The sequence below is a fragment of the Mycolicibacter heraklionensis genome, from assembly GCF_001021505.1.
In the GTDB taxonomy this organism is placed as follows: Bacteria; Actinomycetota; Actinomycetes; order Mycobacteriales; family Mycobacteriaceae; genus Mycobacterium; species Mycobacterium heraklionense.
Genome location: NZ_LDPO01000007.1, coordinates 53,743 through 71,277, shown reverse-complemented (window position 1 = coordinate 71,277; position 17,535 = coordinate 53,743). Strand labels below are relative to the sequence as shown.

Below are 17,535 nucleotides of genomic sequence, written 5' to 3'. Positions count from 1 at the left end.
CCGAACAGCCGCAGGTCACCGCCGTAGAGGCGCATTTTTCTCAGGTCTTGTTAGTAATCTTCCGAACAAATCGTTATCTTGGCCACGTCAGTCGCCGCCGCGATCATGAAGAGAGGTCTACCCGCAGATGACTCGTCAGTGCAGCACGAAGCGGAACCGTCGGGTAGTCGGGCTGAGTACGGCAGTGGGGGCGTTTCTGGCTCTCAGCATGACCCCGCTGGCCCCGGCGCCGGTGGCGTCGGCCGAGGGCTTCGACGACGTGTTCGACCTGGCGCTGGCGCCGTTTGCGGATGCGACTACCGGCGGGCTGGACTGGGATGCGGTGTTCAGTCCGGCGGCATGGAACGCGTTTTTCGACCCGGCCCACTGGGATGACGTGCTGGCTGGGGCAGCGGTGGCGTCGCCGGGCTTCGTCCTCCCGGACCCGACGACGTTGATGAACAACTGGGTCTACACCCCGCTGTACACCGGTATCGATTGGCTGGTCAACAGCTCCTGGACGGCGCCGATCGTCGACGGGGCCAACCAGGTCAGCGAGGCGCTGGGGCTGGGCCTGATGCTCGGCGACGGCGCGGCCGGTACGGCGGAGTCGGCCGCTGGTGGCGCGGGCGGCTGGTTGTTCGGTGATGGCGGGGCCGGCTGGGACAACACCGAGGTCAACGGCGTCGGCGGTGCCGGGGGCGCGGCCGGGTTCTTCGGCAACGGCGGCGCCGGTGGCGACGGCGGCGAGGGCGGTGCCGGTGGCGTCGGCGGGGCCGGCGGTTGGTACATGGGTGTGGGCGGCGCCGGCGGTGCCGGCGGCGACGGCGTGAACGGTGGCATCGGTGGCGCCGGCGGCGCCGGGATCGGGTGGATGCTGGGCATCGGCGGTGCCGGGGGCGACGGCGGCGACGGCAGTCACCTCGGCGGCAACGGCGGTGACGGCGGCAACGGCTCGATGTGGTTCGGCAGCGGCGGTGATGGCGGAGATGCCGGCAACGGCGTCTACCAAAGTCAGGGCGACCTGCCGGCCCTGGGCGGGGCCGGCGGCCTCGCCGGCTCGATGGGCACCCACGGCGCGGTGGGCCACTTCGGCACGCTGGAGGGCGCCCCGGCAAGGGCTGCGGCAGAACTCGGCACCGCCGGCAATTGGATCGTCGACATCGACGGCCGGGTGGTCATCCTGCAGGGCGTCAACCAGGTGTACAAGTCGCCTCCGCTCACACCCGGCGGCGACGGCTTCGGCGACGACGACGCCGCATTCCTGGCCGCCAACGGCTTCACCGCGGTGCGGCTGGGGGTCTACTGGTCGGAGATCGAGCCGCAGCCCGGGGTGTACGACTTCGCTTACCTGGAGTCGGTCAAGGACACCATCGAGACTCTCAAGGCACACGGCATCGTCAGCGTCATCGACATGCACCAGGACCTCTACAACGAGCAGATCGGTGGCCACGGCGCCCCGGACTGGGCCACCCTGTTCAACCCGAGCGACAACGACACCAGCTTCGCGTTCCCGTTCGCCTACGCCCTCAACCCCGCGCAGAACCAGGCCTGGGATGCGTTCTGGACCAACCAGAAGGTGGACGACATCGGGCTGCAGAACTCCTACGCCCGGATGTGGCAGACCGTCGCCGACTACCTGGGCGGCACCCCCGGCGTGGCCGGCTACGAGATCATGAACGAGCCGTGGCCCGGCTCGCCGTGGCTGACCAGCTTCCTCGGCTTCCCCTCCTTCGACCGCGAGACGCTGACGCCGTTCTACGACCAGGTGACCTCGGCGATCCGGTCGGTCGACTCGACCACCACGGTGTACTACGAGCCGAATGTGCTGTTCGGCAACGCGACCGCGGGCACCAACCTGGGCCCGGTCGACGACGACAACACCGTGTTCGCATTCCACGACTACTGCATCTTCGACGCCCTGGGCGGTGGCACCGCCACCGGATGCTCGCTCTGGGACGGGATGATGATGGAAGGCGCCCAGCGCTACATCGACCGCTACGACGTTCCCGCGGTGGTCACCGAGTTCGGTGCCACCCACAACGTCCCCACCATCGTCAGCCAGCTGAACTCGATCAACCCGCACATGTTCGGTTGGCTGTACTGGGGCTACACCAACGAGGCGGGCTCGCTGGTGCACGACACCAACCTGCCGCCGACTGGCGACAACGTCGACGAGCCCATCGTGGCGGCGCTGGCCCAGCCGTACCCGCAGGTGATCGCCGGAGTCCCGAACGCGTGGTCGTTCTCTAACGGAGTCTTCTCATTCAGCTACTCCACGGCGATGGCCGACGGCTCGGGCAGCTTCGGCGCCGGTTCGGAGACCAAGATCTCCATCCCGGAGATCCAGTTCCCGAACGGCTACCAGGTCAGTGTCACCGGCGGCCACGTCGTCTCGGCGGCCAACGCCTCGGTGCTGGTCATCGAGTCCAACGCCGGCGCCGGCACCATCAGCGTCACGGTGAACCCGAGTCAGCCGAGCGCCTAGCGCAGCCAGCCCAGCTTGTCGGCGAACAGCGCGTACCCGACGAACGCCACAGTGTCGATCAGTGCGTGCGCCAGGACCAGCGGCCACAGCCGTCCGGTGCGCTGCCAGGTGTAGCCGAACACCAGCCCCATGGCCATGTTGCCCAGCCCGGCGCCGAACCCCTGATAGAGGTGGTAGGCGCCGCGCAACAGTGCTGAACAGGCCAGCGCCACCCGCGGCGAAACCCGCAGCTGCCGTAGCCGGGTCAGCAGGTAGCCGACCACGATCACTTCCTCGGCGAACGCGTTGGCGAATGCGATCACGACCAGCATCGGCGCACGCCACCAGGTGTCGTTGATCGCCGCGGGAACGACGTCGGCGTTGAGGCCCAGGGCCCGTGCCAGCAGGTACAGACCCAGCCCGGGCAAGCCGATCAGGGCGGCCAGGCCGAGTGCGCCGGCCAGATCGGTGCGGCGGGGCCACCCGTTCAGCCCGATGCGGGCGGGTGTGAATCCGCTGCGCCACAGCAGGTACAGCGCCAGCGCACCCCAGGCGATCAGTTGCACGGCCCAGGCGGCGTTGAGACCGAGATCGATCAGGTCGAAATAGGACCGGCGCGGGTTCAGGGGAATCCGCTGGGAGCTGAGGTCACGCAGCACCGCGTCGGTGAGCTGCAGGATCGCGGTGAGGGCGCTGAGCCCGTAGGTGACCGCCAGTACCAGGACGATCTCCAGGCGCAGCGCGCGTCGCGGGGTCGCCGGCTCGGTCACCCAGCCACGGTAGCCGCTGGACTCCTGGCGACTACTGCTCCTGGCGTCGGGCCTGCAGGCCGTTGAGAAACGGGCAGCCCATCAGTGCGCGCACCGCCCGGTTCAGGCTGAGCACATCCTCGACCGGCCGCGGGAAGCTCAGCCGGACATCGCGGTCTCCCTCGGGGGCCTCCACCCGCAGCCACATGCCGTAGCGGTCTACCGCCAGCGGGCGGGCCTGTCCGCGCCGCAGCTGCGGCGGCAGTTTGGCGGCGGCGAGCCGGGCCACCATGTCGGGGTGTGCCGAGTCCAGGTGCTGCAGCCAATGTGCCTCGATCGCGCAGAACGGGTCGGGGCGCGCTGCCAGCAGCTCATGCACGTCGACCGCCTCGGCTCCGGTGGCGTCGGCCAGCACCGCCGACTCGGGCGTCAACCGCAACAGCGCGTAGTCGACGTCGGAGTCACTGCCGTCCGGTGCACCGATATCGCGGGAGTGGGATGCCGAGCGAGGCGAGACGACCTGGAGCAGAGCGGGGTTCGGGTCGACCGCCGCGATCCGGTCGAGCAGTATCGCGATCTCACGGTCGGGCACCGGGCGCAGCAGGCCCCGGATCCACGCCAGCGCACGGACCCGTTCGCGCAGCCGCAACGGAGCATGGTCGGTCAGCTCGAGCATCGCCTGCACGCCGGAGTCGACGGCGGCTTGGGCGACCGGGTCCCCGAGGGGGACCGCAACCACGACGGACCCGTCCCGCAGCAGGTGGCAGACCGGTGCGTTGACCGGCGCGGTGTCGGCGGAGTCGGCGATCGCCAAGAGTGCTTGGCCCCGGATGCAGGCGCTGCGAATCCGCTCGGCGGACGTCGGGACGGTTGCTGCTGTAGTCGTGGCCATCGATCACCTTTCGAAGTGAGGTAAGCCTAACTTAAATAATGACCGCGGCGGGCGCAACAGGAATTGTGGAATTCGGATCGCGATGCCACCTCCGCCGAGCGTGAAGGTGGCGGCACGTTCGAGAGGGTCGCGCCGCCGGTGAGCGCGCCGGCGGGCTGCGGCCGATAGGGTTGTCCGGTGACCCGCATCAGCTATCTCGGCCCGGCGGGGACCTTCACCGAAGCGGCGCTGCTCGCGTTGACCGGCGCCGGACGGGTTCCCGGCGCCGACCCGCAACCGGTGCCGGCCGAGAGCACGCCGGCCGCTCTTGATGCAGTGCGCTCCGGTGCCGCCGACTACGCGTGCGTGCCGATCGAAAACTCGATCGAGGGCGGGGTGACGCCCACCCTGGACGGACTCGCGGTCGGGTCGCCGTTGCAGATATTCGCCGAAACCGCCTTGGACGTCTCGTTCTCGGTCGTTGTCGCGCCGGGCCGCGGCGAAGCCGACATTCGCACTGTGGCCGCTCACCCGGTGGCCGGCGCCCAGGTTCGGCGCTGGCTGGCCCAGCATCTGCCGCAGGCCCGCGTCGTGCCGGCGAATTCCAACGCCGCTGCGGCGCAGCAGGTCTACGACGGTGAGGTGGACGCCGGGGTGAGCACCGCGCTGGCCGCCCAGCAACGCGGGTTGGTGACACTGGCCGAGGGCGTCATCGACGAACCCAACGCCCGGACGCGCTTCGTTCTGGTGGGTGCCCCGGCGCCGCCGCCGCAGCGCACCGGCGCCGACCGGACGTCGGTGGTGCTGCGCCTGGACAACGCACCCGGAGCCCTGGCGGCGGCCCTGACCGAGTTCGGAAGTCGCGGTATCGATCTGACCCGTATCGAGTCCCGGCCGACCCGCACCGAGCTGGGCACATATCTGTTCTTCCTGGACTGCGTCGGACACATCGACGACGGCGCGGTTGCCGATGCCCTGCAGGCGTTGCGCCGCAGCTGCGCCGACGTCCGCTACCTGGGCTCCTGGCCGATCGGGCCGGCGGGCCGATGCGGGGCGGCGTCATGAGCGGGCGGCTGGTGCTGCTGCGCCACGGCCAGTCCTACGGCAACGTCGACCGTCGGCTCGACACCCGCCCGCCCGGTTCGGAACTGACACCGTTGGGCCGGGACCAGGCCCGGGCATTCGCGGCGGGCGGCACGCACCGTCCGATGCTGGTCGCCCATTCGGTGGCCACCCGCGCAGTCCAGACCGCCGCGGAGATCAGCGGCCGGCTCGGCGTGACCGCCCGCGCACTCGAAGGCATCCACGAGGTGCAGGCCGGTTCGCTGGAGAACCGCAGTGACGACGACGCGATCGCCGAGTTCAACGCGATCTACCAACGCTGGCACTCCGGCGAGCCCGGAGTCGCATTGCCCGGCGGCGAGTCGGCCGAGCAGGTGCTCGACCGCTACTTACCGGTGGTCACCGAGCTGCGGATGCGTTACCTCGACGATGAGGACTGGACCGGGGACATCGTCGTGGTCAGCCACGGCGCGGCGATCCGCCTGGCGGCAGCGACGCTGGCGGGCGTGGACGGCAGCTTCGTGCTGGAGAACCATTTGGAGAACGCCACCGCCGTGGTGTTGGCGCCGATCACCGACGGCCGCTGGAGCTGCGTGCAGTGGGGCTCGTTGACGCCGCCGTTCTATCCCGAACCGCAGCCGGACCCGGTCGGCGACGCGTTGCGGTCCGACACCGACCCGATGGGCTAGACCGCCAGCGCGTAAACCTCCGCGCAGCGGCACCCGACCGCCTCGCAATCCAGGGCGAACGAGTGCGGCAGCACCTCGCCGGCGCACCCGTCCTCGGTGCACTCCGTGGCCTGCTGCACGTGGTGGATGAGCGTGCCGTGACAGTGGTCCAGCCCCGCCCGGCAGTCTCGGCAGTGGTTGTCCATGGGTTGTTCCTAGCACTATGCGCCGACAACATCGCTCCGGCACGCCGGGCAGGTGCCGCTCAGCCCCAGCCCAGTTCGTGCAGCCGGTCGTCGTCGATGCCGAAGTGATGGGCGATCTCATGGATCACGGTGATCCTGACCTCGTCGACGACCTCGTCGTCGGACTCGCACATCTCCAGCAGCGCATCCCGGTAGATGGTGATGGTGTCCGGCAGCGACCCCGCATAGCTGGAATCACGCTCGGTCAACGCCACCCCTTCGTAGAGCCCGAGCAGATCGGGCTCCTCGGTGTTGCGGTCCTCGACCAGGATCACCACGTTGTCGAAGGCGGCGGCCAGCTCGGCCGGGATCAGGTCCAGCGCGTCGGAGACGAGATCGTCGAACCGGCGCGGGTCCATCGCGACACTCACCGCGGCTGGCTACCGGCGGGCAGTTGGTTCAGCCGCTCCGCGGGGATCGACGGCGGCGGGACCGGGGGCTGACCGTTGATCAGCAGCGATCCGCGGGCACTGTTGATCAGCGCCGCCCAGCCGCCGTTGCCCAGCGTGGCGCCGAGGCTGCAGGCCACCTCGCGGCTGCCCGCCGACCAGCTGGGCAGGGAGACGGTGGCGTAGGTCAACGTCAGCGTCGTGTCCCGCAGCTGTACCGGGTCCAGGTAGGCGTCGGTGAGCCGGGTGCAGGACTCCTTGATGAACGCATCCTGCTCGGACTCGGGCGGCAGCGCGTCGGGGAACCGCTCGGCCAGATTGACCGTGCCGGTGACCTCCTTGGTATGCGGCGCGGCGCAGTCGACCGGAACATCATTGGGCTGGTTGGTGGCCGGGTCGATGCCCAGGCAGGTGCCCGGCGGCCAGACCTTGGACTGGTCGATGTCGGCGACCTTGCCGACGAACGCGGTCTGCCGCCCGCCCACGCCCGGCAGTTGCAGGCCGCACAACATCCGGCGCTCACCGTGCTGGCGCCAGGCGCGTTCGCCGGCCCACAGCATGCTGGCCACGAACTTGCTGTGCGGGTCGAACTTGGCGCCGAGGTAGCGGCGCACCGACGACTCGCACTGTTCCTGGGTGATCTGCTCGATGCGGGCCATCGACGGCGGTGGGGCGTCGGGCCCGTACTCGGCGCCCGGGAACATCTTCATGTCCACCGGGCCGGCCACCTCGAACTTGTGCTCGTCGGCGCAGCTGACGATCGTCGCTGCGTCCAGGTCGTTCTCCGGCCAGTTCAGGCAGTCGCCGGCAACCGCGTGGTCGATCGCCTCGTTGCCCTTGACCGTGCCGAGGCCCAGCCCCGGCCCGGCGCCTTTGCCGCCCGCCCCCGGCGCCGGCTCGGCCTTCAGATGGCCCAGCAGCCCGCCCGGGCCGTCGCCGAGGACCGGGACGACCGTGATCAAGCCGGCGATCAGCAGCCCGCCCAGCGCGGTCAGCACCAAGCCGCGGCGCGTCGGGGCGGCTGGGAGCGTGCGCCGCCAAGACACCCGCGTTGCGGGTGGATTCTCCTGGTCGGCTGCCTGTGACATCGGGTCCATTCTGACAGGCAGCCGCAGGCGCGTGACAAATGATGCGAAAGTGATGCAGCCGGCCAGGTTGTAGGGTTTTGCCGTGATCGACCTGAAGCTGCTGCGTGAAGATCCCGACCGTGTCCGCCGCTCCCAGGTGGGTCGCGGCGAGGACCCGGCCCTGGTGGACGCCTTGCTGGCCGCCGACACCGCACGCCGCGCCGCGATCGCGGCCGCCGACTCGCTGCGCGCCGAACAGAAGACGGCCAGCCGGTCAGTCGGGGCGGCATCGCCCGAGGAACGCCCCGCCCTGCTGGCGCGGGCCAAGGAGCTGGCCGAGCAGGTCAAGGCCGCCGAGACGGCCCAGGACGAGGCGGAGACGACGTTCACCGCGTCGCACATGGCGATCGCCAACGTGGTGATCGACGGAGTGCCCTCGGGCGGCGAGGACGACTTTGCGGTGCTGGACGTGGTCGGTGAGCCGCCGGCGATCGAGAACCCGCGGGACCACCTCGAGCTCGGCGAGGCGCTGGGCCTGATCGACATGGGCCGGGGCGCCAAGGTCTCCGGCTCGCGGTTCTACTTCCTGACCGGCCGCGGCGCGCTGCTGCAGCTGGGTCTGCTGCAGCTGGCCGTGCGACTGGCCGTCGACAACGGGTTCACCCCGATGATCACCCCGTCGCTGGTTCGCCCTGAAGTCATGTCCGGCACCGGATTTCTGGGTGCGCACGCCGACGAGGTGTATCGGCTCGAGGCCGACGATCTCTACCTGGTGGGCACCTCCGAGGTGCCGCTGGCCGGCTACCACTCCGACGAGATCCTGGACCTGTCGGGCGGGCCGCTGCGCTACGCCGGGTGGTCGTCGTGCTTCCGCCGGGAGGCCGGCAGCTACGGCAAGGACACCCGCGGCATCATCCGGGTGCACCAGTTCGACAAGGTCGAGGGGTTCGTCTACTGCCGGCCCGAGGACGCCGAAGCCGAACACGACCGGCTGCTCGGCTGGCAGCGCGAGATGCTGGCCCGTATCGAGGTCCCCTACCGGGTGATCGACGTCGCCGCAGGCGATCTCGGGTCCTCGGCCGCCCGCAAATTCGACTGTGAGGCATGGGTGCCCTCCCAGAGCACCTACCGGGAGTTGACGTCGACGTCGAACTGCACCACCTTCCAGGCCCGCAGGCTGGCGACCCGCTACCGGGACGAGAACGGCAAGCCGCAGATCGCGGCGACGTTGAATGGCACCCTGGCCACGACCCGGTGGCTGGTGGCGATTCTGGAGAACCACCAGCAGCCCGACGGCAGTGTGCGGGTACCGCAGGCGCTGGTGCCCTATCTGGGCACCGAAGTGCTAGAGCCGTAGCGCCTAAGCGCTCGCGTCGGTCCGCAGCCAGGACCATATAGGTAGTTGCCCGCCTCACTCGGAAATTGCCGGAGACCCGGCACAGGTGCGCTGGCCGCGAGTGGGAATTTGACGACGCGACACGCCCGTGTCACGTCGTCAAATTCTCACTGGGCGCCTATTTTTCCATCTCCCAGGACGGGCGAAGCCCCCAGAAACGCTTTGAGCGACAACAACCACCGCGGTGACCGAGCCCGATAGCACTGCCGGCGGAGGTGGCGGGCCAGGCCGCCCCACCGCCAACCCGACATAACGTGGGTTGTCGCTCAAAGGCGGGCAACAACCACATATGTGGTTTGGGCCGGTCAATCGGTCGGCCGGCCGTGGCGCGACGCCAGGATTTCCCGCAGCACGGGTAGCACCCGTTGATCTTTCAACCGATTCGCTGCCTGCTTGCTGCGGATGATGTCGGCGAGCGACGCCGTCGGGATCAGCAGGCCGAAGGCGGCCTGGTCGGTGGCCTCCTTGACGAGGTCGGGGTAACCGGTCGTTCCGCTCGGGACCAGCGATATATCCAGGTCGCCGTAGCGGGTCACCAGATTCCACACTCCGCCCGCCGCGAGTGACACCTCGTCGCGCGCGAACGGCAGGCCGCCGTCAGCACCCTCGGTGCGAATTTTCGCGCCGAGTTCAGTCAGGGCGTCGGACAGCCGTTTCAGATTGGCCGACGATGCCTCGGGCGTGATGTCGATGTCCTCGGTGGGAAACGGCGACCCATGGGCGATGGCAGCGAAACCTCCGATGAGCACAAAGCGGACGCCGTGCCGCAGCAGCACCTCCAGCAGCGGCCCTGGCTGCAGCACTTCAGGCACCCCGGCTCCCCGCTTCCCGGAACTGCCGCATCTGATCGGCGACCTGCTCGGCCCGGGTCCAGCGCTCCTGGGCGGTGAGATCCCGCAGTCGCGATGCTTGCGCGTAGTCGGAGTCATCGCGCTCGACCAGCATGATGTCGAGGTCGAGTCCGCACAGTCGCACCAGCCGCAGCACCTGATCGAAGCTTGGGGCAGTTCGCCCGGATTCGACCCGCGCCAGCGCACTTTGCGTCGTGCCGGCCAATTCGGCCAACTGGCGCTGGGTGAGACCAGCGCGTTTACGCGCCTCCCGTACCAGGTCGTTTCCTATCCCGCGCACCCAGTCAAGTATAGCAGTACTGCTATACCAGGGCCCCGGTGGTATCAGGCAGCGAACAGCCGGCGTGAGCAGTCCAGCAACATCCGGTGCAGTTCCTCGCTGGGAATGTCGGCCACTGCGGGATCGGCTGCCGCACCGAGGATTCCGGGCACCAGAACAGCGATCGCGATGAGTGTGGCCGGGTCGGGCTGTGGTCCCGCCAAAATGGTCTGCAACCGGCGGGAGGCGTCTCGGAATTCTCCGATGGCTTCGACGACCCCTACCACGGCGGGATCGGTGTGGAGCAGGGCAGTGGTGCGGCGGTGCCGGACGGCCAGTTCGATGAGGCCGCTGATGGTGGCCTCGCGCTGGACCTCGCGGGAGGCGATCGCCTCGGCGATCGTGACCACCCGGGCGATGTCGGAGAACACCGGGCGGAACACCGCGACCACGATGTCGTCCTTGGAGTGGAACTGGTAGTACACCGCCGACTTGTTGACCCCTAGCCGGTCGGCGATCATCTGCAGCGACGTGCCGCTCACCCCGTGCTCGGCGAACAGTCCTTGCGCGGCCTCCAGCACTCGGTCCCGCGCGAATCCCCTCGGCGCCATCGTCTTCGCCACTGCATGCCTCCTGCTGTCGGGCCGACCGTTCACCGGCGTGAGCCACGCCGCACGCTAAGACTGACCGATCGCTTGATTCTACTTTATCGATCGTATAATTTTGCCTTTCGTCGTACTTAACCGCAGGTTCAGGCAGGAGGGGGTGTTGCCGATGTCGAGTCGCTCGACGAATCCGCTGAGGCGCGCGTGGATGCCGTTGCTCATCGTTGCCGTGGTGGTGGTCGGGACGCTGACCGTGCTGCGGCTGCGCACCTACTTCGGCGGCGAGAATTCCAACCTCATCAGCACCAAGGTCGACGACACCAAGCCGTACAACCCGAAGGTCGTCACCTACGAGGTCTTCGGTGAACCCGGCGCCACCGCCGACATCAGCTATCTCGACCTCGACAGCAGGCCGCAGCACGTCGATGCCGCAACGCTGCCCTGGTCGGTGACCCTGAGCACCACGTTGTCCGCGGTGTCGCCGAATCTCTTTGCCCAGGGCAAGGGTTCCACCCTGGGCTGTCGCATCAGCATCGACAACGAGCTCAAAGACGAACGAACCGCCACCGGCTACAGCGCCCTGACCTTTTGTCTGGTGAAATCCGCATGAGCACACCGACCGACACCCCCTCCCACGGCGCCGAGCGCGGATTTATCGCCAAATGGATTCGGCGCCTGGCCATTCCGATCATGCTGGGGTGGATCGGAATCATCGTCTTGGCAAACGCGACCGTTCCGCAACTGGAGAAGGTTGCCGAGACGGCCGCGGTGCAGATGACACCGGACGACGCGCCGTCGATGATCGCGATCAAACGCCAGGGCCAGCTGTTCGAAGAGTTCAGTTCCAACAGCTCGGTCATGCTGGTGATCGAAGGCGAGGAGTCGTTGGGCGCGGATGCCCACCACTATTACGACGCGATCATCGCCAAACTCAAGGCCGACACCACCCACGTCGAACACATCCAGGACTTCTGGGGCGACCGCCTGACCGCGGCCGGCGCCCAGAGTCCCGACGGCAAGTGCGCCTACGTGCAGATCTACACCGCCGGCAACCAGGGCGAGGCGCTGGCCAACGAATCGGTCAAGGCGGTCCAGCAGGCCGTCGAGAGTGTCACGGCGCCACCGGGTGTCAAGGCTTACGTGACCGGGGGTGCGGCGCTGTCGGCCGATCAGAACAATGCCGGCACCCGCAGTATGCACATGATCGAGGGGCTGACCTTCGTGGTCATCATCACCATGCTGCTGATGGTCTATCGGTCCATCACCACCGTGCTGCTGGCGCTGTCGATGGTGATGACGGGGCTGATGTCGGCTCGCAGCATCGTGGCGCTGTTGGGCTACAACGGTCTGATCGGGCTCTCGCCGTTCGCCACCAGCCTGTTGGTGACCCTGGCGATCGCGGCGGCCACTGACTACGCGATCTTCCTGATCGGCCGATACCAGGAGGCTCGCAGCGCCGGCGAGGACCGAGAACAGGCCTACTACACCATGTTTCGCAGTACCGCGCATGTGGTGCTCGGCTCCGGCATGACGATCGCGGGCGCCACGCTGTGCCTGCACTTCACCCGGTTGCCCTACTTCCGGTCGCTGGGTATTCCGTTGGGGATCGGGATGACGATCGTGGTCATCACCTCGCTGACGATGGGGGCGGCCGTCATCACGGTGGCCAGCCGGTTCGGCACGCTGCTGGAGCCCAAGCGAGCTAATCGTGGCCGGGGCTGGCGTAAAATCGGTGCGGCCGTGAGCCGTTGGCCGGGACCCATTCTGATCGGAGCGACCGCGGTTGCCCTGGTCGGGATCCTGGCCCTGCCCGGCTACAAGCCCGGTTACAACGACCGCGCCTATATGCCGGCCGACCTACCCGCTAACCAGGGCTTCCTGGCTTCGGACCGGCATTTCCCCTCGGCGCGGATGAACCCCGAGATGCTGATGGTCGAAACCGACCATGACGTCCGTAACTCCGCGGACTTCCTGATCATCGAGCGAATCGCCAAACGGGTCACCGCGGTTCCCGGTATCTCCCGGGTCATGTCCATCACCCGGCCACAGGGCATCCCGATGGAGCACTCCACCTTCGGCTACATGATGGGCATGCAGGCGGTGAGTTCGGAGATGACGCGCAAGTTCAACGACGACCGCACCGCGGAGATGCTGGCCCAGGCCGAGGATATGCAGGGTCAGATCGAAACCATGACGAAGATGATCGAGCTGATGGAACAGATGAACGCCACCATGGGCCGCATGGTCGGCAAGATGCACCTGATGGTCTCCGACATCGAGGAACTGCGCGACAAGATCGCCAACTTCGACGACTTCTTCCGGCCGATGCGCAGCTACTTCTACTGGGAGCCGCACTGTTTCGACATCCCGGTCTGCTATTCGCTGCGATCGGTGTTCGACGCCATGGACGGAGTCGACACGATGACCGACAGCTTCAAACAGATCGTTCCGGACATGGACGCCATGGCCGCCCAGCTGCCCCAGATGCTCACGCTGATGCCGCCGATGATCCAGATGATGAAGAACGCCAAGGACATGATGCTGTCCACCTATGCCACCCAGAATGGCCTGGCCCAGCAGCGGCTGGAGGCCCAGGGAGATCCCGCCGCGATGGGGGAGGCCTTCGACAAGGCTCGCAACGACGACTCGTTCTACCTGCCGCCGGAGATCTTCGACAACGCCGAATTCCAGCGCGGCATGAAGATGTTCGTGTCTCCGAACGGCCACGGTGTGCGGTTCGTCATCACCCACGAGGGAGACCCGCTGAGCGCCGACGGCATCGAGCACATCGACGCGATCAAGCTCGCCGCCAAAGAGGCCATCAAGACCACTCCGTGGGAGGGCTCCAAGATCTACGTCGGCGGCACCGCCGCGATGTTCAAGGACATGCAGGAGGGCTCCAACTACGACCTGATGATCGCCGGAGTCGCGGCGCTGTGCCTGATCTTCATCATCATGCTGGTGATCACTCGCGCGGTGGTGGCGGCCTTGGTGATCGTGGGCACCGTGGTGGTGTCGCTCGGCACGGCCTTCGGTATGTCGGTGCTGCTGTGGCAACACATCATCGGCCTGCCGGTGCACTGGATGGTGTTGGCCATGGCGGTGATCATCCTGCTGGCGGTGGGTGCCGACTACAACCTGCTGTTGGTGTCCCGCCTGCGGGAGGAGATCCACGCCGGACTGCACACCGGCATGATCCGGGCCATGGGCGGCAGTGGATCGGTGGTGACGGCAGCGGGGCTGGTGTTCGCCCTCACCATGATGACGATGGCGATCAGCGAACTGCGGGTGGTCGGCCAGGTGGGCACCACCATCGGGTTGGGTCTGCTGCTCGACACGCTGATCATCCGTTCCTTCATGACCCCGTCGATCGCCACCCTGCTCGGCAAGTGGTTCTGGTGGCCTCAGGTGCCGCGCGAGCGGCCGAAACCGGTACCGTGGCCGGCGCCGCTGCCGGAGAATCCGCGCGACGAGTTCGTCGGCTCCGGCGGCGGAGCGCACCGCGGAACTTGGTGAGGACCCTCAGGTCAGCGGTTCCATCACCCTGCGCGCGGTCGCCAGCAGGAGCTCGTGCAGTTCTTCGTCGGAGATGTCTTCGAGCTCCGGATCGGCTGCCGCGGTGAAGGTTCCCGCCATCAGCGCCGTGGTGATGACACGGGCTGTCGCGTCCGGCTCGGGCCCCTGCAGGATCGCCGCCACGTCTTGGCCCGCGGCCATGAAATCTTCGCGGGATCGCACGGCGTGCTCTACGGCACGGTCGTAGAACAGGAACGTGAGCCGGCGGTATCGGACGGCGAGCTCGACGACGCCGCTGACCGTCACGTCCCGCTTGCCCTGCTGGGACGGCATGGCCTGGGCGATCTTGATGACCCGCCCGATGTCGTCGAACATCGGCTCCACCAGCGCAACGACGATGTCGTCCCGGGACCGGAATTGGTAGTAGACGGCCGGCTTACTCACACCCAGCCGGTCGGCGATCATCTGCATGGACGTACCGCCCACGCTGTGCTCCACGAACAGGGCCAACGCCGCCTGCAGCACTCGCTCGCGCGCGGATCCGCGCGGCGCCACCGGCTTGGCCACGACATTCCTCCTGTCGACGCGGCCAGCCTATCGCGGTGCGTTTGGAGGTGGTCCTGCAACGACCCTGCTAGGCCGCGGCCTTAACGTGCCGGTGCTGGCGCTCGATGGTGGCGAAGTAGAAGGCGTAGGCGAACGCGCAGCTGGTGAACAGACTCGACACGAAGTACAGCCACGGGCGCCGCAACCCACGCCGGTAGCCGTCGACGATGGTGAACAGCGGCAGCAGAACGACATTGATGATCGTGTAGTCCTGGCTGGCCGAACCGGCAGCCGGATTGGTGAACATCAGCTGGATGTACTGCGTCCAGCTGCCCGGCCCCCAGATCGGATTGTGGTTGGGGCCGTGCGCGTATTCCTGAACGAAGCGAATGTTGAAGTACCAGCCCAGCACAATCGAGGCGATACCGATCAGGTAGTACACGACCTCCAGGGGTGAGAACGCTCCGCCCCCAGCGGGTTTCGCAAAGACCGCTCGGTTGGATGCCACGATCCACCAGATGGTCGCCAGGCCCAGCACTGCATGCACGATGAGCGAGATCATGCGGCCAGTCTCATCACGCGCCGCAAGTTTTGTCAATAATGACATTTTCGGCGCGCGTGGAGCTGAGGCACTGGGGTACGTTTACCGGCATGCCCCGAGCGCCACAGACCGCGCGCAGCGAACGGACCCGCGAAGCATTGCGCCAGGCCGCGCTGGTCCGATTCCTAGCGCAGGGTGTGGAGGACACCTCCGCCGAGCAGATCGCCGCCGACGCCGGAGTGTCGCTGCGGACCTTCTACCGGCACTTCACCTCTAAGCACGATCTGCTGTTCGCCGATTACGACGCCGGACTGCAGTGGTTCCGCAGTGCCCTGGCCGCCCGTCCACCGGCTGAGCCGATGATCGAGGCCGTCCAGGCGGCGATCTTCGCGTTCCCCTACGACGTCGAGGCAGTGACCCGTATCGCCGCGCTGCGCGCCGAGGAACTCGACCCGGAGCGCATCGTTCGCCACATCCGGCAGGTGGAGGCCGATTTCGCCGATGCGGTGGCCGAGCGGCTGCGGGACACCGCATCGCACGAACCCGCTGACCCGCTGCGAGTCGCCGTGACGGCGCGCTGTATCGCAGCGGCGGTGTTCGCGGCGATGGAGGTCTGGATGCTGGGTGCGGACCGCTCGCTGGCCGAGCTGGCCCGAATGTGCCGTACCGCGCTGGACTCGCTGAGCAACCTTTAGTTACGTCAATATTGACAAAACAATCCACGCGTGCCAGCGTTCCCGGAAAGCGGGAAGGGGCGCGTGGATGACCGATTACGACGCGATTGTCATAGGCGCCGGACACAACGGCCTGGCCGCGGCGCTCATCCTGCAGCGCGCCGGACTACGCACGCTGTGCCTGGAGGCCGGGCGCTACGCCGGGGGGATGGCCTCCACGGTGGAACTGTTCGACGGCTACCGGTTCGAGATCGCCGGCTCGGTGCAGTTCCCGACGTCGGCCGCGGTCAGCGCCGAGCTGGGCCTCGACGGTCTGGAGAGCATCGACCTCGAGGTCATGTCGGTGGCGATGCGTGGTGTCGGTGATGACCCGCTGATCCAGTACACCGACCCGATGAAGCTGTTCACCCACCTCAGCGAGGTGCACGGCGCCGAGGCGGTCAACGGCATGGCCGGGCTGCTGGGCTGGAGTCAGGCCCCCACCCGGGCGTTGGGCCGCTTCGAGGCGGGCCGGCCGCCGAAGTCACTCGACGAGATGTATGCCTGCGCCACAAACGAATTCGAACGGTCAGCTATCGACGACATGCTGTTCGGTTCGGTCACCGACGTGCTGGACCGCTACCTGCCCGACCGGGAGAAGCACGCGGCGTTGCGTGGCTCCTTCACCGTGCTGGCCGTCAACACCCTCTACCGCGGACCGTCCACCCCCGGCAGCGCCGCGGCGCTGGCCTACGGCCTGGGGGTGCCCGACGAGAACACCGTGCTGATGAAGAAGCTGCGCGGTGGAATCGGCGCGCTCACCGGGCATCTGCGCGATACGTTCACCGGGCTCGGTGGCGAGTTGCGGCTGCGCACCACGGTGAGCGAGATCGTGGTGGCCGACGGCCGGGTCTCGGGGGTGCGTACGGAATCCGGCGACACCGTGAGCGCACCGGTGGTGGTGTCGGCCATCGCCCCCGACGTCACCGTCACCGGACTGCTCGACCCGGCTTCGGTCCCAGACGACGTGCGCGCCCGCTACGCCCGCACCGACCATCGCGGCAGCTATCTACAGATGCATTTCGCGCTGGAGGAGGCGCCGGAGTTCGCCGCGCCGTACGAGGCGCTGAACGACCCCGCCATGCAGGCCTCCGTCGGGATCTTCTGCACGCCCGAGGAGGTTCAGCAGCAGTGGGAGGATGCGCGCCACGGCATCGTTCCGGCCGACCCGACCGTGGTGCTGCAGATCCCGTCGCTGCACGATCCCGAGCTGGCCCCACCCGGCAAGCACGCCGCGTCGGCATTCGCACTGTGGTTCCCCATCGAGGGCGACGGCAACTACGGCGAGATGAAGGTCGAGATGGGGCAGCGGGTGATCGACAAGATCACCAGGCTGGCACCGAATTTCGAGCGCAGCATCACCCGGCACACCACCTTCACCCCGCGTCATATGGGCACTATGTTCGGTGCGCCCGGCGGCGACTACTGCCACGGCCTGCTCAACCCGGATCGGATCGGCCCCAACCGGCCCGGGCCGCGGGGCTTCCTCGGCCAGCCGTTACCGGTGGCAGGGCTGTATCTGGGCAGCGCGGGTTGTCACGGCGGACCCGGGATCACGTTCATCCCGGGCTACAACGCCGCCCATCAAGTCTTGGCCGACCGCTGAGCGCA

Annotated in this window: 17 protein-coding genes and 1 pseudogene; 8 read left to right on the top strand and 10 right to left on the bottom strand. The window is 67.8% G+C overall.

Annotation, left to right across the window (positions count from 1 at the left end):
- Positions 1 to 208: 208 nt before the first annotated feature.
- A complete protein-coding gene (locus ABW16_RS27735) occupies positions 209 to 2,467 on the top strand; it encodes a cellulase family glycosylhydrolase (RefSeq protein ID WP_157864234.1) in 2,259 nt (752 codons plus the stop codon).
- Here the strand turns inward: ABW16_RS27735 and ABW16_RS10590 are convergent.
- Positions 2,464 to 3,216 carry a CPBP family intramembrane glutamic endopeptidase gene (locus ABW16_RS10590; protein WP_047319138.1) on the bottom strand — a complete coding sequence of 251 codons (753 nt, stop codon included), beginning with the start codon at positions 3,214 to 3,216 and terminating at the stop codon, positions 2,464 to 2,466. The genes ABW16_RS27735 and ABW16_RS10590 overlap by 4 nt on opposite strands.
- Positions 3,217 to 3,247: 31 nt before the next feature.
- Positions 3,248 to 4,087, bottom strand: a complete 840-nt coding sequence (locus tag ABW16_RS10585; RefSeq protein ID WP_047319137.1) for a DUF2470 domain-containing protein — start codon at positions 4,085 to 4,087, stop codon at positions 3,248 to 3,250.
- A 177-nt stretch (positions 4,088 to 4,264) separates the two neighbouring features.
- Here ABW16_RS10585 and pheA point away from each other — a divergent pair.
- Both pheA and ABW16_RS10575 read left to right on the top strand, forming a co-directional pair.
- Positions 4,265 to 5,107 (top strand): annotated as a pseudogene (gene pheA / locus ABW16_RS10580) (prephenate dehydratase); the annotation flags it as partial.
- 20 nt (positions 5,108 to 5,127) lie between these two features.
- Positions 5,128 to 5,817, top strand: a complete 690-nt coding sequence (locus ABW16_RS10575) for a histidine phosphatase family protein (RefSeq protein WP_047319231.1) — start codon at positions 5,128 to 5,130, stop codon at positions 5,815 to 5,817.
- Here the strand turns inward: ABW16_RS10575 and ABW16_RS10570 are convergent.
- From ABW16_RS10570 to ABW16_RS10560, 3 genes are read right to left on the bottom strand one after another with little or no spacing between them, the layout of a single operon-like run.
- Entirely contained in the window at positions 5,814 to 6,002 is a 189-nt protein-coding gene (locus ABW16_RS10570) for a hypothetical protein (RefSeq protein ID WP_047319135.1), read from the bottom strand. The two genes, ABW16_RS10575 and ABW16_RS10570, sit on opposite strands and share 4 nt — an antisense overlap.
- Positions 6,003 to 6,061: 59 nt before the next feature.
- Positions 6,062 to 6,412, bottom strand: a complete 351-nt coding sequence (locus ABW16_RS10565) for a metallopeptidase family protein (protein WP_047319134.1) — start codon at positions 6,410 to 6,412, stop codon at positions 6,062 to 6,064.
- The gene (locus ABW16_RS10560; protein WP_233424738.1) at positions 6,409 to 7,518 is read right to left on the bottom strand and encodes a septum formation family protein; all 1,110 of its coding nucleotides are present in this window, start codon (positions 7,516 to 7,518) and stop codon (positions 6,409 to 6,411) included. Before ABW16_RS10560 ends, ABW16_RS10565 begins: the two co-directional genes overlap by 4 nt.
- Positions 7,519 to 7,600: 82 nt before the next feature.
- On the opposite strand from ABW16_RS10560, the gene serS reads away from it, so the two are divergent.
- Entirely contained in the window at positions 7,601 to 8,854 is a 1,254-nt protein-coding gene (gene serS, locus ABW16_RS10555; protein WP_047319132.1) for a serine--tRNA ligase, read from the top strand.
- Between the two features lie 344 nt (positions 8,855 to 9,198).
- On the opposite strand, the gene ABW16_RS10550 is transcribed toward serS, so the two are convergent.
- Genes ABW16_RS10550 through ABW16_RS10540 form a run of 3 tightly spaced genes read right to left on the bottom strand, consistent with a single transcriptional unit; the run spans position 9,199 to position 10,626 of the window.
- Positions 9,199 to 9,705 (bottom strand): nucleotidyl transferase AbiEii/AbiGii toxin family protein, encoded by a 507-nt coding sequence (locus tag ABW16_RS10550; RefSeq protein WP_047319131.1) that lies wholly within the window; start codon positions 9,703 to 9,705, stop codon positions 9,199 to 9,201.
- Entirely contained in the window at positions 9,698 to 10,024 is a 327-nt protein-coding gene (locus tag ABW16_RS23855; RefSeq protein ID WP_200900641.1) for a helix-turn-helix transcriptional regulator, read from the bottom strand. The genes ABW16_RS10550 and ABW16_RS23855 overlap by 8 nt, the downstream gene beginning before the upstream one ends.
- 44 nt (positions 10,025 to 10,068) lie before the next feature.
- Positions 10,069 to 10,626 carry a TetR/AcrR family transcriptional regulator gene (locus ABW16_RS10540; RefSeq protein WP_047319130.1) on the bottom strand — a complete coding sequence of 186 codons (558 nt, stop codon included), beginning with the start codon at positions 10,624 to 10,626 and terminating at the stop codon, positions 10,069 to 10,071.
- Between the two features lie 190 nt (positions 10,627 to 10,816).
- Here ABW16_RS10540 and ABW16_RS10535 point away from each other — a divergent pair, with 190 nt between their 5' ends.
- Both ABW16_RS10535 and ABW16_RS10530 read left to right on the top strand, forming a co-directional pair.
- Positions 10,817 to 11,218 (top strand): MmpS family transport accessory protein, encoded by a 402-nt coding sequence (locus ABW16_RS10535; RefSeq protein WP_275564536.1) that lies wholly within the window; start codon positions 10,817 to 10,819, stop codon positions 11,216 to 11,218.
- A complete protein-coding gene (locus ABW16_RS10530) occupies positions 11,215 to 14,124 on the top strand; it encodes an MMPL/RND family transporter (RefSeq protein WP_047319129.1) in 2,910 nt (969 codons plus the stop codon). Before ABW16_RS10535 ends, ABW16_RS10530 begins: the two co-directional genes overlap by 4 nt.
- 6 nt (positions 14,125 to 14,130) lie before the next feature.
- Here the strand turns inward: ABW16_RS10530 and ABW16_RS10525 are convergent, their stop codons facing one another.
- The gene (locus tag ABW16_RS10525; RefSeq protein WP_047319128.1) at positions 14,131 to 14,691 is read right to left on the bottom strand and encodes a TetR/AcrR family transcriptional regulator; all 561 of its coding nucleotides are present in this window, start codon (positions 14,689 to 14,691) and stop codon (positions 14,131 to 14,133) included.
- A 67-nt stretch (positions 14,692 to 14,758) separates the two neighbouring features.
- The gene (locus ABW16_RS10520) at positions 14,759 to 15,232 is read right to left on the bottom strand and encodes a DUF2834 domain-containing protein (RefSeq protein WP_047319127.1); all 474 of its coding nucleotides are present in this window, start codon (positions 15,230 to 15,232) and stop codon (positions 14,759 to 14,761) included.
- 89 nt (positions 15,233 to 15,321) lie between these two features.
- Between ABW16_RS10520 and ABW16_RS10515 the strand changes: the two genes are divergently transcribed.
- Together ABW16_RS10515 and ABW16_RS10510 are read left to right on the top strand one after the other, a co-directional pair.
- Complete coding sequence (locus ABW16_RS10515; protein WP_047319126.1) at positions 15,322 to 15,906, top strand: TetR/AcrR family transcriptional regulator; 585 nt, start codon at positions 15,322 to 15,324, stop codon at positions 15,904 to 15,906.
- Positions 15,907 to 15,973: 67 nt separating this feature from the next.
- The gene (locus ABW16_RS10510; RefSeq protein WP_047319125.1) at positions 15,974 to 17,530 is read left to right on the top strand and encodes a phytoene desaturase family protein; all 1,557 of its coding nucleotides are present in this window, start codon (positions 15,974 to 15,976) and stop codon (positions 17,528 to 17,530) included.
- The last annotated feature ends 5 nt before the right edge of the window (positions 17,531 to 17,535 follow it).

Excerpts from the sequence above, each read along its gene's own strand:
- ABW16_RS27735 (WP_157864234.1), top strand. The coding sequence starts at position 209 with ATGACCCCGCTGGCCCCGGCGCCGGTGGCGTCGGCCGAGGGCTTCGAC.
- ABW16_RS10585 (WP_047319137.1), bottom strand. The coding sequence starts at position 4,087 with ATGGCCACGACTACAGCAGCAACCGTCCCGACGTCCGCCGAGCGGATT.
- ABW16_RS10575 (WP_047319231.1), top strand. The coding sequence starts at position 5,128 with ATGAGCGGGCGGCTGGTGCTGCTGCGCCACGGCCAGTCCTACGGCAAC.
- ABW16_RS10570 (WP_047319135.1), bottom strand. The coding sequence starts at position 6,002 with ATGGACAACCACTGCCGAGACTGCCGGGCGGGGCTGGACCACTGTCAC.
- ABW16_RS10560 (WP_233424738.1), bottom strand. The coding sequence starts at position 7,518 with ATGTCACAGGCAGCCGACCAGGAGAATCCACCCGCAACGCGGGTGTCT.
- ABW16_RS10535 (WP_275564536.1), top strand. The coding sequence starts at position 10,817 with ATGCCGTTGCTCATCGTTGCCGTGGTGGTGGTCGGGACGCTGACCGTG.
- ABW16_RS10530 (WP_047319129.1), top strand. The coding sequence starts at position 11,215 with ATGAGCACACCGACCGACACCCCCTCCCACGGCGCCGAGCGCGGATTT.
- ABW16_RS10520 (WP_047319127.1), bottom strand. The coding sequence starts at position 15,232 with ATGATCTCGCTCATCGTGCATGCAGTGCTGGGCCTGGCGACCATCTGG.
- ABW16_RS10515 (WP_047319126.1), top strand. The coding sequence starts at position 15,322 with ATGCCCCGAGCGCCACAGACCGCGCGCAGCGAACGGACCCGCGAAGCA.
- ABW16_RS10510 (WP_047319125.1), top strand. The coding sequence starts at position 15,974 with ATGACCGATTACGACGCGATTGTCATAGGCGCCGGACACAACGGCCTG.